This window comes from Flavobacterium cheonanense, from assembly GCF_039539185.1.
In the GTDB taxonomy this organism is placed as follows: Bacteria; Bacteroidota; Bacteroidia; order Flavobacteriales; family Flavobacteriaceae; genus Flavobacterium; species Flavobacterium cheonanense.
This window is the reverse complement of sequence record NZ_BAABCT010000002.1, coordinates 615,983-630,278: the sequence shown is the minus strand read 5'-3', so window position 1 is coordinate 630,278 and position 14,296 is coordinate 615,983. Positions and strand designations below refer to the sequence as shown.

15 protein-coding genes are annotated in these 14,296 nt (G+C 31.1%); 10 read left to right on the top strand and 5 right to left on the bottom strand.

What is annotated here, in order from left to right; all coding sequences use genetic code 11:
• Window positions 1-6: 6 nt before the first annotated feature.
• The 4 genes from ABD766_RS06340 (at window position 7) to ABD766_RS06325 (ending at window position 3,542) form a co-directional block, all read left to right on the top strand.
• Window positions 7-681 carry a hypothetical protein gene (locus ABD766_RS06340; RefSeq protein ID WP_344815872.1) on the top strand — a complete coding sequence of 225 codons (675 nt, stop codon included), beginning with the start codon at window positions 7-9 and terminating at the stop codon, window positions 679-681.
• Window positions 681-1,220 (top strand): CopD family protein, encoded by a 540-nt coding sequence (locus tag ABD766_RS06335; protein WP_344815870.1) that lies wholly within the window; start codon window positions 681-683, stop codon window positions 1,218-1,220. Before ABD766_RS06340 ends, ABD766_RS06335 begins: the two co-directional genes overlap by 1 nt.
• Before the next feature lie 119 nt (window positions 1,221-1,339).
• Window positions 1,340-2,755 (top strand): sensor histidine kinase, encoded by a 1,416-nt coding sequence (locus ABD766_RS06330; protein ID WP_344815987.1) that lies wholly within the window; start codon window positions 1,340-1,342, stop codon window positions 2,753-2,755.
• Between the two features lie 4 nt (window positions 2,756-2,759).
• Complete coding sequence (locus ABD766_RS06325; RefSeq protein ID WP_344815869.1) at window positions 2,760-3,542, top strand: enoyl-CoA hydratase/isomerase family protein; 783 nt, start codon at window positions 2,760-2,762, stop codon at window positions 3,540-3,542.
• 63 nt (window positions 3,543-3,605) lie between these two features.
• Here the strand turns inward: ABD766_RS06325 and ABD766_RS06320 are convergent, their stop codons facing one another.
• The 3 genes from ABD766_RS06320 to ABD766_RS06310 all read right to left on the bottom strand — a co-directional run bounded on the left by ABD766_RS06320 (window position 3,606) and on the right by ABD766_RS06310 (window position 6,097).
• Entirely contained in the window at window positions 3,606-4,250 is a 645-nt protein-coding gene (locus ABD766_RS06320) for an HD domain-containing protein (protein WP_344815868.1), read from the bottom strand.
• Window positions 4,251-4,326: 76 nt separating this feature from the next.
• On the bottom strand, window positions 4,327-5,316 hold the full coding sequence (locus ABD766_RS06315; RefSeq protein ID WP_298308663.1) for an acyl-ACP desaturase: 990 nt from the start codon (window positions 5,314-5,316) through the stop codon (window positions 4,327-4,329).
• A 49-nt stretch (window positions 5,317-5,365) separates the two neighbouring features.
• Window positions 5,366-6,097, bottom strand: a complete 732-nt coding sequence (locus tag ABD766_RS06310) for a lysophospholipid acyltransferase family protein (RefSeq protein WP_344815867.1) — start codon at window positions 6,095-6,097, stop codon at window positions 5,366-5,368.
• 133 nt (window positions 6,098-6,230) lie between these two features.
• On the opposite strand from ABD766_RS06310, the gene recA reads away from it, so the two are divergent.
• From recA to ABD766_RS06290, 4 genes are all read left to right on the top strand, one after another.
• A complete protein-coding gene (recA, locus tag ABD766_RS06305) occupies window positions 6,231-7,235 on the top strand; it encodes a recombinase RecA (protein WP_298117848.1) in 1,005 nt (334 codons plus the stop codon).
• A gap of 352 nt (window positions 7,236-7,587) precedes the next feature.
• The gene (locus tag ABD766_RS06300) at window positions 7,588-7,995 is read left to right on the top strand and encodes a hypothetical protein (RefSeq protein ID WP_344815866.1); all 408 of its coding nucleotides are present in this window, start codon (window positions 7,588-7,590) and stop codon (window positions 7,993-7,995) included.
• Window positions 7,996-8,005: 10 nt separating this feature from the next.
• Complete coding sequence (locus ABD766_RS06295) at window positions 8,006-8,548, top strand: RNA polymerase sigma factor (RefSeq protein WP_344815865.1); 543 nt, start codon at window positions 8,006-8,008, stop codon at window positions 8,546-8,548.
• Entirely contained in the window at window positions 8,545-10,182 is a 1,638-nt protein-coding gene (locus ABD766_RS06290; RefSeq protein ID WP_344815864.1) for a hypothetical protein, read from the top strand. Before ABD766_RS06295 ends, ABD766_RS06290 begins: the two co-directional genes overlap by 4 nt.
• Window positions 10,183-10,265: 83 nt before the next feature.
• On the opposite strand, the gene ABD766_RS06285 is transcribed toward ABD766_RS06290, so the two are convergent.
• Complete coding sequence (locus ABD766_RS06285) at window positions 10,266-11,003, bottom strand: lysophospholipid acyltransferase family protein (RefSeq protein ID WP_344815863.1); 738 nt, start codon at window positions 11,001-11,003, stop codon at window positions 10,266-10,268.
• Window positions 11,004-11,095: 92 nt separating this feature from the next.
• Between ABD766_RS06285 and trpS the strand changes: the two genes are divergently transcribed.
• The gene (trpS, locus tag ABD766_RS06280) at window positions 11,096-12,067 is read left to right on the top strand and encodes a tryptophan--tRNA ligase (protein WP_344815862.1); all 972 of its coding nucleotides are present in this window, start codon (window positions 11,096-11,098) and stop codon (window positions 12,065-12,067) included.
• 1 nt (window position 12,068) lies between these two features.
• Here trpS and dprA read toward each other — a convergent pair whose 3' ends face one another.
• Entirely contained in the window at window positions 12,069-13,172 is a 1,104-nt protein-coding gene (gene dprA / locus ABD766_RS06275; protein ID WP_344815861.1) for a DNA-processing protein DprA, read from the bottom strand.
• 118 nt (window positions 13,173-13,290) lie between these two features.
• Between dprA and ABD766_RS06270 the strand changes: the two genes are divergently transcribed.
• The gene (locus ABD766_RS06270) at window positions 13,291-14,235 is read left to right on the top strand and encodes an HU domain-containing protein (RefSeq protein ID WP_344815860.1); all 945 of its coding nucleotides are present in this window, start codon (window positions 13,291-13,293) and stop codon (window positions 14,233-14,235) included.
• Window positions 14,236-14,296: the final 61 nt, after the last annotated feature.

The following is a 14,296-nucleotide window of genomic DNA, read 5'->3' as shown; positions in this document are numbered from 1 at the left end:
AACAGGATGAAAATTTACTTTTTAATTTTTTTAAGTTTTATTCTTTTTTCTTGTTCTAAGAAAACAGATTCTGATAGTAAGACATTAGAAAGTAAAACTTTGGATTCAACAGTAAAAAAGAGTGCTGAACTGAGAACATCAGTTAGTGATAGTTATCAAGCAGGATTTCATTTAACACATAATATTGAAGTCGATTCTATTGATGGAAAACCGGTGAAATTTTATATTGAAAACAAAAATTGTGACTCCTTAGCAATTGCATTTTATTATGGAAAATACCGACCAACGGACGACAATTTAACCGAAAATCTTTTGGCTTTATCCTCTACAAATGATAAAAATCTGAGACCTTTTTATCGATGGATATTAGATAAAACAATTGAGATATCTGATGGTGCTTTAGCCGAATATCCGGGCATTCCTGCAAGAAAATATGCAGAAAAATTTCCCGAAGAATTATTTAATTTTTTAGATTCCGACACCAGTAAAACTAGATATTCAAACTGGACCGATATTATTTCTTATAGTGGATTCTATGAAAATGATGATTATAATAAACCTAAACTAATTAGAACAAAAATGGAGGCTGAAATGATAAAAAACAGCTCTACAAAACTGCAAAACAGAATTGCAAAATTTACATCAGATTGTTTTCCTGATGTTAACAAAATTGACCAATAATGGAAATCTACAACTACATAAAATCACTTCATTTAATATTTGTAATCACTTGGTTTGCAGGATTATTTTATATTGTTCGTTTGTTTGTTTATCAAATTGAAGCCAATGAAAAAACATCGCCAGAAAAAGAAATTTTATTAAATCAATACAAAATAATGACCTATCGCCTTTGGTATATTATTACTTGGCCAAGTGCGGTTTTGGCAACAGTTTTTGCTGTTTGGTTATTGTTTTTGATGCCTGCTTGGTTGCAAATGCCGTGGATGCACGTGAAACTCGGATTTGTTTTGGCGTTGTTTTTGTACCATCTAAAATGTCATCAAATTTATAAGCAATTGCAAAACGACAAATTCAACTATTCTTCTAATTTTATGCGCCTTTGGAATGAAGGTGCCACAATTATTTTATTTGCTGTAGTTTTTTTAGTAATTTTAAAAAATGCTTTCAATTGGATTTATGGCGTAATCGGAATCTTTTTATTTTCGATTTTAATTATGCTTGGGTTCAAATTTTATAAAAGAATAAGAGAAAGAAAATAGTTGGCAGTGTTCAGTATTCAGTTTGCAGCTGAAACTGAAAACCGAGACTGAGACTGAATACTATGTTTAAAAACTTCAAATTTTCAATGCTATCACTTCGTATTAGGATTTTCCTATCGATGATTGTATTGATTTTGATAGCTTCGATTCTAATGGCTTCGATTTCGGTGATTCAGTTTAAAAATGAAGCTCGAAATTACCATCAAGAACGTTTGGAACGTAAAGAAGATGCCGTAAAAGAACACATCAATTACATTTTATCTAACACCACTTATCCGTTAACGGAAAAAAATCTGCCGTTAATTTTTAAAGACAAAATCCACGAACTTTCAGATATTCACAATGTGGAAATCAATATTTACAGTTTGAACGGAAATCTTTTAAAATCATCTAAAGCTTCGTTTTCTGTTGATAGTATTTCACCTCCTATTCCAAAATACATTATCAAATTGGTTCAATCTTCTATCGAGAAAAGATATGTTGATATTAAAAGTGTCGATGGAATCAAAAATCGTTCTTCATACACACAAATCAAAGACGACAAATTCAAACCACTCGGAATTTTGAATTTACCTTATGTTGACGACGATAGTTTTTATGAAAATGAAATTCAAGAATTCTTAATCCGATTGAGTCAGGTTTATTTTTTCATGTTGATTATTGCTTTTGCTTTGGCTTACTTTTTAGCTTCTTATATCACACAATCGTTAAAAACCATTTCCGATAAAATCAACGAAACTAGTTTGAATCAAAAGAACGAAAAAATCGTAATTGAAGCCAACAGTCGTGAGATTAATTCGTTGATAAAAGCTTATAATGCGATGGTTGATAAACTGGAAGAAAGTGCCACTATGCTCGCTCAAAGCGAACGTGAACAAGCTTGGCGCGAAATGGCAAAACAAGTCGCTCATGAGATTAAAAATCCGCTTACGCCAATGCGATTGACGGTTCAAAGTTTTGAAAGAAAATTCAATCCAGAAGATCCTGATTTGAAACAAAAACTGAATGATTACACAAAAACATTGATTCAGCAAATTGATACGATGACTTCGGTTGCATCAGCATTTTCAAATTTTGCGTCGATGCCAGCACAACAAAATGAAACCTTAAATGTGGTAGAAGTGGTAGAATTTTCATTAGATATTTTTAATGAAGAATATATTTCTTTTGAAAGCAATGAAGAAGAAATTATCACAATAATGGATAGAACGCAGTTGATTAGAATTATAACTAATTTGGTCAAAAATGCTATTCAAGCCATTCCTGAAGAACAAACTGAAAAATCCATTTTGGTTGCCGTAAAACGAGAAGAAAACAACGTAAATATTACGGTAAAAGATAACGGAATTGGAATTGAATTAGAATACATTGAGCATATTTTCGAACCAAAATTCACCACAAAAACCAGCGGAATGGGATTAGGTTTAGGAATTATCAAAAACATTATAGAAAATTACAAAGGAACTATTACATTTGAAACTGAATTCGGAAAAGGAACAACATTTAAGGTTTCGCTTCCAATAATTGAAAAATAAAATCATGAACTTCGAAAACATTCTTATTACCTCAGAAAACGGAATTAGTCAAATTACCATTAATCGTCCATCAAAATTAAATGCTTTGAATGTGGCAACTATTCAAGAATTACACAACGCTTTTGAAACATTAGATGCAGATGCTGCTACCAAAGTTATTATTGTAACCGGTGAAGGTGAAAAAGCATTTGTTGCCGGTGCAGATATTTCTGAATTCGCTAATTTTTCTGTAGAAGAAGGAGCGCAATTAGCACAACAAGGTCAAGAATTATTATTCGATTTTGTAGAAAATTTAAAAACTCCAGTCATTGCAGCCGTAAACGGATTTGCTCTTGGTGGCGGATTAGAATTGGCAATGGCATGTCATTTTAGAGTAGCCTCAGACAATGCAAAAATGGGTTTACCTGAAGTTTCACTAGGAGTAATTCCAGGTTATGGCGGAACGCAGAGATTACCTCAACTAGTAGGAAAAGGTCGCGCTATGGAATTAGTAATGACCGCAGGAATGATTGATGCCGAAACTGCTAAAACGTATGGATTAGTCAATCATGTAGTTGCTCAAGCAGAATTAATAGAATTTGCAAAAGGAATTGCTTCTAAAATTATGCGTAATTCTCCAGTCGCCATTGGATATGCGATAAAAGCAATAAATGCCAATTTCAAAGACGGCGTTGATGGTTATAAAACTGAAATAAAAAACTTTGGAAAATGCTTCGGAACAGAAGATTTTAAAGAAGGAACTACTGCATTTTTAGAAAAAAGAAAAGCTGAATTTAAAGGAAAATAATTATAAGTCGCAGTTTTCAGTTTTCAGTCGCAGTGAATGCCAACTGAAAACTGCGACTGAATACTATTTCTCACCATCCCATTCTGCATAAAATTGAGACAAGAAAAGTTCCATAAATTTATGTCTTTCTTGAGCTAATTGTTTTCCGGTTTTGGTGTTCATTTTATCTTTTAGCAACAACAATTTTTCATAAAAATGATTGATTGTTGGTGCTTCACTTTTTTTATATTCCTCTTTGCTCATATTGAGTTTAGGAGCAATTTCAGGATTATACAATTGTCTATTTTTGAATCCACCATAATTGAATGTTCTTGCAATTCCGATGGCTCCGATAGCATCTAATCTATCAGCATCTTGAACAATTTCTAATTCAATTGAATTAAACTTCTTTTCAAAATTTCCTCCTTTGAAAGAGATATTTTCGATAATATTTACAACATGAACAATGATTTCTTCAGAAACTTTTTGAGATTCTAAAAAAGCTCTGGCAACTTTTGGTCCAATGGTTTCGTCTCCATCATTGAATTTACTATCGGCAATATCATGAAGAAGTGCTCCAAGTTTTACAATTTGAATATCACAAACTTCATCTTGAGCAATTAACAAAGCATTTTTGTAAACTCTTTCAATATGAAACCAATCGTGACCAGCTTCAGCATTTTCTAGTTTTTGCCTTACAAATAAAATCGTGTTATCTATTATACTCATTTTACATTTTATAAAAAATTCCAAACTCTAAATAAAATTGGAATTTGGAATTTTAATATTGCTATTTTTTGAAAGTTTACTTTATCAAAGCAGGTTGCACCCATTTAAAAATATAATTTTCTTCAGGCAAAACTAATCTTTCAGAAATTTTGGCCATTCTTGCAGGTAATTTCATCAAATAATCTCTTGCTTTTTCGGCTTCATCAGTTAATCCAGAGATTTTGTCTATTTGCCATTTTTCAATTAATTTTTGCATAATATCAACATAATCATTGGCTGTATAAACACCCAATTTTTGTGCAGAATCTGAAAACTGATTGAAAGCTGTACTTATAGATTGTCCTGATTCTCTTAAGAAATGAGCAGGCATTGTGATTTTTTGTTTCATCATGTATTGAAAAGCCAACATCATTTCGGAAGGATCAACTTTAAAAATTTGATTAACAAATTCAGAATATGCATGATGGTGACGCATTTCATCGCCAGCAATTAATTTGCAAGCTTTTGATAATTTTTTATCGCCATAATCTTTAGCAATTTGCGAAACTCTGTTGTGAGAAACATAAGTGGCTAATTCTTGAAAACTAGTGTAAACAAAGTTTTTATAAGGATCTTTTCCAGTGCCAATATCAAAACCATCATTTATTAAATGTTGTGTTGTGATTTCAACTTCACGCATGTTTACTCTTCCCGATAGATAAAGATATTTGTTTAATAAATCTCCATGTCTATTTTCTTCACCAGTCCATTGACGCACCCATTTTGACCAACCATTTCTTCCTTCATTATCAACTCCTTCTACTTCCATTAACCACGATTCGTAGGTTGGAAGTGCTTCTTCGGTAATAGTGTCTCCTACCATTGCTACCCAGAAATCGTAAGGTAAATCTTTAGCAATTTCTTGTAATTCCTTTACTTCTTCAAAGAAATTTTCGCTTTGAGAATCAGGAATTAAATCTGAAGGTTGCCATATTTTTTCAACTGGAATTAAAAATTGATCAACAAAGTCATCAACCTTGTTTTCTAGAAATTGCATCACTTCCAGACGCATGTTTTTTATTGACATTTTATTTATGTTGTAGACTTTAGATTTGAGACAAAATAAAATCTGATTATTATTTTAACGATTGAACAATTGCTTTTTCTGTTTTTTGCATTAATTCTTCAAATGAAAAATCTTTTACAGCCATTGGTTCGTGAATGATAAATTCTAATCGATTTCCTAAACCCATTGGAAAAGCACCAAATTTAACCATTTTCCACGAATTATTTATAGAAATTGGCACAACATAGGCAGAAGGAGCGTATTTACACAATATTTTTAATCCGCTTTGTGCGAATTCTTTTGGTTTTCCGTCTTTACTTCTAGTTCCTTCCGGAAAAATTACTGCAGATCGTTTGTGTGTTTCAATATATTCTGATAAACCTTTAATGGTTGGAATAGCTTGTTTTGGATCTTTTCTATCAATCAAAACCGAACCTCCATGACGCAAATTGTAAGAAACACTCGGAATTCCTTTTCCTAGTTCTTTTTTACTTACAAATTTGGCGTGAAATTTTCTTAAATACCAAATCATTCCGATGATATCATACATACTTTGGTGATTTGCCACAAAAATTATAGGAACACCTTTAGGAATTTTATTGATGTTTCTAAATTGAAACCATGTTCCTAAAAGATTAGTACATTTTACAAGAAAAAAATTAAGATAATCTACACTTTTTTTGTGTGCTTGATAACCAAACACATTGAAACATATCCATTGAATTGGATGAAAAATCACCAAACACAATCCAAAACACAAATAATAAATTACCGAAATTGGATAAGAAAAAAGCTTTTCCATAGTTGAAAAAAATTGTTGGCTAAAGTAATAAATATATTTTGGATGGAATTGTTTAAAACTCATTTATATAAACTTCATTTACATTCTTTTTTTAATTATTTTTACAACTTTAAAAGCCAAAAATATAGAAAAGATGAGTTCAGAAAAAGATGCAAAATTAAAAGCGTTACAACTTACGCTTGACAAATTAGACAAAACCTACGGAAAAGGAACCGTAATGAAAATGGGCGATAAAGCCGTTGAAGAAGTAGAAACTATTTCTTCGGGATCGTTAGGTTTAGATTTAGCTTTAGGTGTAAACGGTTACCCAAAAGGAAGAATTATAGAAATATATGGTCCAGAATCTTCAGGTAAAACTACTTTAACACTTCATGCTATTGCAGAAGCTCAAAAAGCTGGTGGAATTGCAGCATTTATTGATGCAGAACACGCTTTTGATAGAAATTATGCTGAAAAATTGGGTGTTGATATTGAAAATTTAATTATTTCGCAACCAGATAATGGTGAACAAGCATTAGAAATTGCTGAAAATCTTATCCGTTCAGGAGCAATTGATATTGTGGTTATTGACTCGGTTGCTGCTTTAACTCCAAAAAGTGAAATTGAAGGAGAAATGGGTGATTCTAAAATGGGATTACACGCTCGTTTAATGTCGCAAGCTTTGAGAAAATTGACAGGAACAATTAGTAAAACACATTGTACTGTTTTCTTCATCAATCAGTTGAGAGAGAAAATCGGAGTAATGTTTGGAAATCCTGAAACTACAACAGGAGGAAATGCATTAAAATTTTATGCTTCTGTTCGTTTAGATATCCGTCGTTCATCACAAATTAAAGATGGTGAAAATGTTATCGGAAACCGAACTAAAGTAAAAGTGGTTAAAAATAAAGTTGCGCCACCATTTAAAACTGCTGAATTTGACATTATGTATGGAGAAGGCGTTTCTAAAACTGGTGAAATACTTGATTTAGCTGTAGAATTTGAAGTAATCAAAAAAGCTGGTTCATGGTTTAGCTATGGTGAAACCAAATTAGGACAAGGTCGAGATGCAGTAAAAGCATTAATAAAAGACAATCCAGAATTGGCAGACGAATTAGAACTGAAAATCAAAGCATTGATCAAAGAAAATAACGCTTAAAAATAAATTATCCGCTTCGGCGGATTTTTTTTTATATTTATACGCAACCTTTTTGTGCTTTTTGTATCTATACTTTAGTGAGAAAAAATTTGTTTGAAACTGCTAACTTTATTATTTAATTTTTAAATTAATATTAATATAAAACAATGACATTAAATAGTTTACATTTTGTTTATATAAAATAATTTTCAGTTAGATAAACTTATGAAATGAAAATATCATTTAACACCAGTTAAAAATAAAACAATTGTGAGATAAACACCAACGATTAAAAAGGTGAAACCTTATTTGACAGCTTAAAAATAAATTTTACATATATTTAAAAACAACCTTAAAAATAAAAAAATTACAAATGAAAAAATTATTTTTACTAATACTTATTTCCTTTAGCATCTTCTCTTGCGAGGTATCCGAAGATCAATCCTACTCTTATGAAATAAATCCAGTAGATCAAGTAATTATGCCTACTGAGTTTGCAAAAGACAGTACTACAAACATCACCGTTATTTACAAAAGACCCTCAACTTGCCATTTGTTTAATAAATTTTATTATGAATCATTTGATTTTAATAGAACAGTTGCTATTGAAAGCTTAATTGTAAGACAAGATAATTGTACAATAGATAATCAAACAGACATAGAATTGAATTTACCTTTTCAACCAAAGTCATTAGGAACGTATCATTTTAAATTCTGGAATGGAAAAGATGTTCAAGGCGTTAATCAATTTATAGAATACGATGTAGTTGTAGACCACTAAAATAATGCTCTTGAGTTTAGAAAAATTAATACATGATTGCAAAAAAAACGATATCAAAGCACAAGAACAATTATACAGGCAATTTGCTCCAAAAATGTTCTCAGTATGCTTAAAATATTCACGCAATTATGCAGAAGCTCAAGATAATTTACAAGATGGTTTTTTATTAGTTTTTGAAAAAATTAATTCTTTTGAATTTAAAGGTTCATTTGATGGTTGGATAAAAAGAGTGATGGTAAATCAAGCTCTTCAACAATATAGAAATAAAAGTTTTTTAAGCCCGATAGACGAAGATATTGCCGAAGAAGTTGAAATTGAAATAGAAGATGGTGTATCCATGGATTTTTTAATGAAAATTATTCAAGAATTACCAGATAGATATCGATTGGTTTTTAATCTTAGTGTTTTTGAAAATTATTCACATCAAGAAATTTCCGATTCATTAGGTATATCTGTAGGAACATCTAAATCGAATTTATCAAGAGCAAAATTGATATTGAAAGAAAAAATTGAAAATAATACCGGCAGTGTAAAAATGCCTTCAATAAAATGAGTGAAAGAAAAAATATAAACAATCTCTTTCAAGAAAAATTTGAAAATCATGAGGTTACTCCAGAAGAATTTATCTGGGAAAACATCGAACTCAAATTAAAAGAAAAGAAAAAAAGAAGAGTTATTCCGTTTTGGTGGAAACTATCGGGTATTGCTGCTGCTTTAGTAATTGGTTTTTTTACTTACAACAGTTTGAACACAACTAATGACAATGAAAATTCGGTTGTAAATCAGGAGAAAAATGATAAAGAAAATTCAAAAGATTCTGTAGAAAAAAATACAAATCCAGTTGTTACTAACGGAAGTAAAACCACAAATTCTGATAATTCAAAAACCATTTCATCTGATAATAACGTAAATAATGTAGTTGTTGTAAAAGAAACAAATTCACAATCTGACAAGAACAATAAAACAAATTCTAAAATAAATAAACTTGACGTTAAGTCAAATAATGGAACTCAGGTTGCTAATTCTGAAATCAATAAAAAACCATTGGTTGAAACTGATAAAATTAAATCAAATTCAGATAGTCAACTTGTAAACAATGGTTCTAAAAAAGATAAGAATAGAAAAACATCGTTGAAAATGAGCAACATTAATTCTAATAATGAAATTGCTTTTGAAAAAAATAACGATTTAAAAGAAAAAAATAAAACTAATAATTCGTCAAGTAACGAAGTTCTAGTTCAACAAGAAACCAAAGAAAAAGAAAAAAATAATAGTGTTATTGATAAAGTTGTAAATCCATCAAAAGAGAATAATTCTATTGTAAAGAATACAACATCAGATAGAAAAACTTCTGTTTTAACACCAAAAACAGATGAACCTATAATTAAAAAAATTGACTCAGCATCAATTGCTAGTGCTGAGCCAAATGCGTTGGAAGAGTTGCTAATTGAAAAAGAAAAGCAAACAGTTACTGAACAAAAAATAAATAGGTGGCAAGTTACGTCTAATGTTGCGCCTATTTATTTCAGTTCAACTTCAAATGGTTCACCACTTGACAGTAAATTAGTAAACAATGATAAAGTCTATTCGGCTGAGAATATTAGTTATGGCATTGGTGTAAATTATGCAGTTAATAAAAAAATAAAAATAAGAACTGGAGTTAATATTTTAAATGTTGACTACGATACTAATGGAATTTTGTATTATCAAAATCCAACCGTAAGCAGCAGATTGAGTGGTCTAAATCCCAATGTACCTGGATCACTTTTAGTTATTGAAAGTCTGAGTAATGTAAACACTTTATATAATAGATCTTTTCAAAAATTTGAAGGCAGTTTAAATCAAAAATTAGGTTACATAGAGATGCCTCTGGAAGTTACCTACAAAATTTTAGATAAGAATTTCGGAATTGATTTAATTGGAGGAATGAGTACACTAGTTCTTAATAGAAATGAGGTTTATCTTCAATCATCGGAGTTGAATTTGAAAATCGGTGAAGCAAACAATTTGAACAATGTTCACTTTAGTGGTAATTTAGGATTAGGATTAAAATATGGTTTCTTTAAACGTCTTGAGGCGCGCATCGAACCAGTATTTAAATATCAAATAAATACATTTAATAACGATGCAGGAAATTTCAAACCATTTGTGTTTGGTGTTTACTCAGGAATAAATTATACTTTTTAATACATGTTAGGTTAAAATTAGTTAAGTGGTGTTATTGCTTTCGAGTAATAACGGAAAAGAGCGCTTTAGTTAGGCGCTCTTTTTTATTTACTGTAATCTTCCAATTGTTTCAAAATAATGGAATGTATTTCTTCTTTTATAACTTTTTTATCTTCTAATGTTTTTCCTTTTGTATCAAAAAACCTATGCACTTTTGCTCGCATAATTCCTGGACTACCACTTAAAAAAGTATAAGACATTCTAGTTTTATTATCAGCAAAGGTCATTGGAACAATTGGAATTTGATGTTCTATTGCTAATTTAAAAGCACCATCTTTAAATTCATCTAACATTACAGCTTCATCAGGAACACCGCCTTCAGGAAAAATACAAATACTCAAACCTTGATTTAATCGTTTTTGAGCTCTTGCAAAAACTTCCATTCTACTCTTTTGGCTACTTCTATCTACTAAAATACAAGTACGTTTGTAAAAAAATCCAAAAAGTGGAATTTTAGACAATTCTTTTTTTCCCACAAAAACAAAAGGATTTTGAGCAATAGAAAGCATCAACATTATATCGGTCATTGAAGTGTGATTGGCTACTAACATATAACTTTTGCCTTTTTCTAACTCTTGCTCTCTCTCAATTTTAGTATAAAAACCCATCCCTAAAAGAATGCCTTTAGCCCAAATTCTTGCCATCACAAAAAAATAAGGATACCATTCTTCTTTCAAAATTGAAAGTAACAGAAAAGGTAACATTATTAAAATAAGCGCACCCATTAAAATGTAAAACCAAACGCGCCAAAGGACCCAAAAAATAATTTTTAGCAATCTCATAGCGTCAAAAATAAGTAATAGTATGCAAATTATACTACAAAGGTTTAACTTTGCATAAAATAAATTTTGATACTGAAATCAATTCAGCAATTATGGCAAAAATACTTACAGGCGTACAAAGCACAGGCACACCACATTTAGGCAATTTACTTGGAGCTATCATTCCGGCAATTGAGTTATCTAATAATCCTGATAATCAATCGTTTTTGTTTATAGCCGATTTACATTCCATTACTCAAATTAAAGATGGTGAAACGCTAAGAAAAAACACTTATAGTACTGCTGCTGCATGGCTTGCTTGTGGTTTAGACATCAATAAAGTAACTTTTTACCGTCAAAGCGATGTGCCTCAGACGGCAGAATTGTCATGGTATTTGAGTTGTTTCTTTCCTTTTCAAAGATTGACATTAGCACATTCATTTAAAGATAAAGCCGATAGACTGGAAGACGTAAACGCAGGATTGTTTACGTATCCAATGTTGATGGCTGCTGATATTTTATTGTATGATGCTAACTTTGTTCCTGTTGGAAAAGACCAAATGCAACATATTGAAATTACTCGTGATGTAGCTTCAAGATTTAATCATCAAATGGGTGAAACCTTTGTTATTCCTGAAGGAAAAGTGCAAGAAGAAACCATGTACATTCCCGGAACTGACGGAAATAAAATGAGTAAATCTCGTGGAAATATTATAGATATTTTCCTTGATGACAAAGCTTTGCGCAAACAAGTTATGTCAATTGAAAGTGATAGCACGCCACTTGAAGAACCAAAAAACCCAGATACTTGCAAAATTTTTGCTCTTTATAAATTACTAGCTAATGAGGAGCAAGTTGCAAGCATGAGACAAAATTATCTTGGTGGAAATTATGGTTATGGTCACGCCAAACAAGCTTTGTTTGAGTTGATCTGCGAGAAATTTAAAACCCAAAGAGAAAAATATAATTACTACATCAACCATCTTGAAGAAGTTGATGCTTTGTTGCAAAAAGGTGCTCAAAAAGCTCATTTAATTGCCAATGAAGTTTTAGGAAGAGTTAGAGTAAAACTAGGATTTGAATAACCTAAACCACTTCAAACAATTTTCCCGGCAAAGGTCTAACAACTCCTTTTAGTTCCATATTCAATAAAATAGATGCGGTTTTAAAAACTTGAAAATCACAATCGAGAGCAATTACATCAAGTAGTTGCTTTCCGTTTTTTATAAGATAATCGTAGAGTTTTTGTTCGTCGCTTTCTAAAGTGATGAAAAGCTGTTTTTGAATTACTTTTTCTTCTTTAGGTTGTAATTCCCAATTTAGAATGTAAAGAATATCAGCTGCTGATGTTAGTAAATGGGCGCGTTGGGTTTTAATCAAATTATTGCAACCTTGACTAAATTTATCAGAAATTCTTCCTGGAACGGCAAAGACATCTCTATTGTAATCATTGGCTAAATTGGCTGTAATTAGCGAGCCACCTTTTTCTGCACTTTCAATTACAATAGTAGCTTCGCTCATTCCGGCAACGATGCGATTTCGTTTCACAAAATTCTCCTTTTCAGGATTTGATGTGCTCCAAAACTCGGTTAGAAAACCTCCATTTTCTTCCATTTTGGCAACATATTTTTTATGCACTTTTGGATAAACTTGATTCAATCCATGGGCAATGACACCAATAGTTTGCAAATTATTATCCATAGCAGCTTTGTGAGCAACGATATCAACTCCATAGGCAAATCCGCTAACGATGATTGGATTTAATGGTGCTAAATCTTCGATTAATTTTTTACAAAACTCGGTACCATAAGAAGTAACTTCACGAGTGCCAACAATACTGATTATCTTCTGATTGTTCAAATCCATTTTTCCAGAAGAGAACATTAAAACCGGACTATCAATGCAATGTTTGAGTCGATTAGGATATTCTTTATCTTGATAATAAATCAAATTAATGTTGTTGTCTTTAATAAAACGAAGTTCTTCTTCGGCTTGTTTAAAAACCGATTTATCTTTCAAACTTTTAATTAAAGTTTTACCAATTCCGTCAATTGAAGTTAGTTTAGAGGCTTTGGTTTTGAAGATTGATTGGGCATTTTCGCAATGAGTGAGCAATTTTTTGGCAACAATATCGCCAACGCCATCTACTTTTAGTAATGCCAATAAGTGCAGTAATTCTGTGTCGTTCATTATATTAAATCTGTATGGTGTGTATAAATATGACTCCAAAAGTAAGAACAATAAAAATTGTTAACAAAGTTTGTTGATAAAATTTTGCATTCCACATTAAATAATTAAATTTGTCATTATGAAGATGGATCAATACATATCACAATTATTATATCGTTACCAATGTGTAACTGTTCCAGGATTTGGTGCTTTTTTAACCGAAATCCAATCGGCGCAATTGCATCAAGATTCGCATTCGTTTTATCCACCAAAGAAATTGATTTCTTTCAATGCTTATTTGAAAAATAATGACGGTTTACTTGCTAATCATATCGCTCAAGCTGAAAAAATGAGTTATGAAGTAGCAGTTACTATAATTGAAAATCAAGTGGCTGCATGGAAATCTAAGTTGAATGATTTTGGTGCTATTACTATTAAAAATATTGGTGATCTTTCCTTAAATGCTGAACGAAATTTAGTTTTTGTACCTTCAGATCAAGTTAATTATTTGACTTCTTCTTTCGGATTAACGACATATGTTTCGCCTGCTGTAAAACGTGAAGTTTACAAAGAAGAAATTGAAGTTCTTGAGGAAAAAGCTCCGATTGCTTTTACTCCAGAAAAAAGAAGTTCGGGTAATTTCTTAAAATATGCAGCCATTTTTGTTCTTGGTGCTGGATTACTTGGTGCTGGTGGTTTCTTTGGAAATCAGTATTATCAAAATCAAATACAACAAGAAACATTAGCAGTTCAAACAAAAGTTCAAAAACAAGTTGAACAAAAAATTCAAGAGGCTACTTTTATCATTAGCAATCCACTTCCTGCTGTAACACTTACCGTTTCTGAAGGAAAAATGCCTTACCATGTTGTAGCTGGTGCTTTTCAAATGGAGAAAAATGCAGAGAAGATGTATGATTTACTTCTAAAATTAGGTTATCCTGCAAGAAGAATTCCTCAAAATAAACATGGATTATTTCCTGTAGTTTACAAGAGTTTTTCTTCCTACACAGAAGCTCAAAATGAAATGCAAAGAATAAAAAAATCACATAATCCAGAAGCTTGGTTATTAATTCAAGAATTATAGAAAAGTCCCGATATATTCGGGATTTTTTGTTTTTTGTTCCTTTATTAAAATACTATAATTA

What these genes read in the sequence shown, in the direction of transcription:
- recA (WP_298117848.1), top strand. Translation starts at nt 6,231, where the DNA reads ATGAGTTCAGAAAAAGATGCAAAATTAAAAGCGTTACAACTTACGCTT.
- ABD766_RS06270 (WP_344815860.1), top strand. Translation starts at nt 13,291, where the DNA reads ATGAAGATGGATCAATACATATCACAATTATTATATCGTTACCAATGT.
- ABD766_RS06320 (WP_344815868.1), bottom strand. Translation starts at nt 4,250, where the DNA reads ATGAGTATAATAGATAACACGATTTTATTTGTAAGGCAAAAACTAGAA.
- ABD766_RS06335 (WP_344815870.1), top strand. Translation starts at nt 681, where the DNA reads ATGGAAATCTACAACTACATAAAATCACTTCATTTAATATTTGTAATC.
- ABD766_RS06290 (WP_344815864.1), top strand. Translation starts at nt 8,545, where the DNA reads ATGAGTGAAAGAAAAAATATAAACAATCTCTTTCAAGAAAAATTTGAA.
- ABD766_RS06285 (WP_344815863.1), bottom strand. Translation starts at nt 11,003, where the DNA reads ATGAGATTGCTAAAAATTATTTTTTGGGTCCTTTGGCGCGTTTGGTTT.
- ABD766_RS06310 (WP_344815867.1), bottom strand. Translation starts at nt 6,097, where the DNA reads ATGGAAAAGCTTTTTTCTTATCCAATTTCGGTAATTTATTATTTGTGT.
- trpS (WP_344815862.1), top strand. Translation starts at nt 11,096, where the DNA reads ATGGCAAAAATACTTACAGGCGTACAAAGCACAGGCACACCACATTTA.
- ABD766_RS06340 (WP_344815872.1), top strand. Translation starts at nt 7, where the DNA reads ATGAAAATTTACTTTTTAATTTTTTTAAGTTTTATTCTTTTTTCTTGT.
- ABD766_RS06325 (WP_344815869.1), top strand. Translation starts at nt 2,760, where the DNA reads ATGAACTTCGAAAACATTCTTATTACCTCAGAAAACGGAATTAGTCAA.
- ABD766_RS06300 (WP_344815866.1), top strand. Translation starts at nt 7,588, where the DNA reads ATGAAAAAATTATTTTTACTAATACTTATTTCCTTTAGCATCTTCTCT.
- ABD766_RS06330 (WP_344815987.1), top strand. Translation starts at nt 1,340, where the DNA reads ATGATTGTATTGATTTTGATAGCTTCGATTCTAATGGCTTCGATTTCG.
- dprA (WP_344815861.1), bottom strand. Translation starts at nt 13,172, where the DNA reads ATGAACGACACAGAATTACTGCACTTATTGGCATTACTAAAAGTAGAT.
- ABD766_RS06315 (WP_298308663.1), bottom strand. Translation starts at nt 5,316, where the DNA reads ATGTCAATAAAAAACATGCGTCTGGAAGTGATGCAATTTCTAGAAAAC.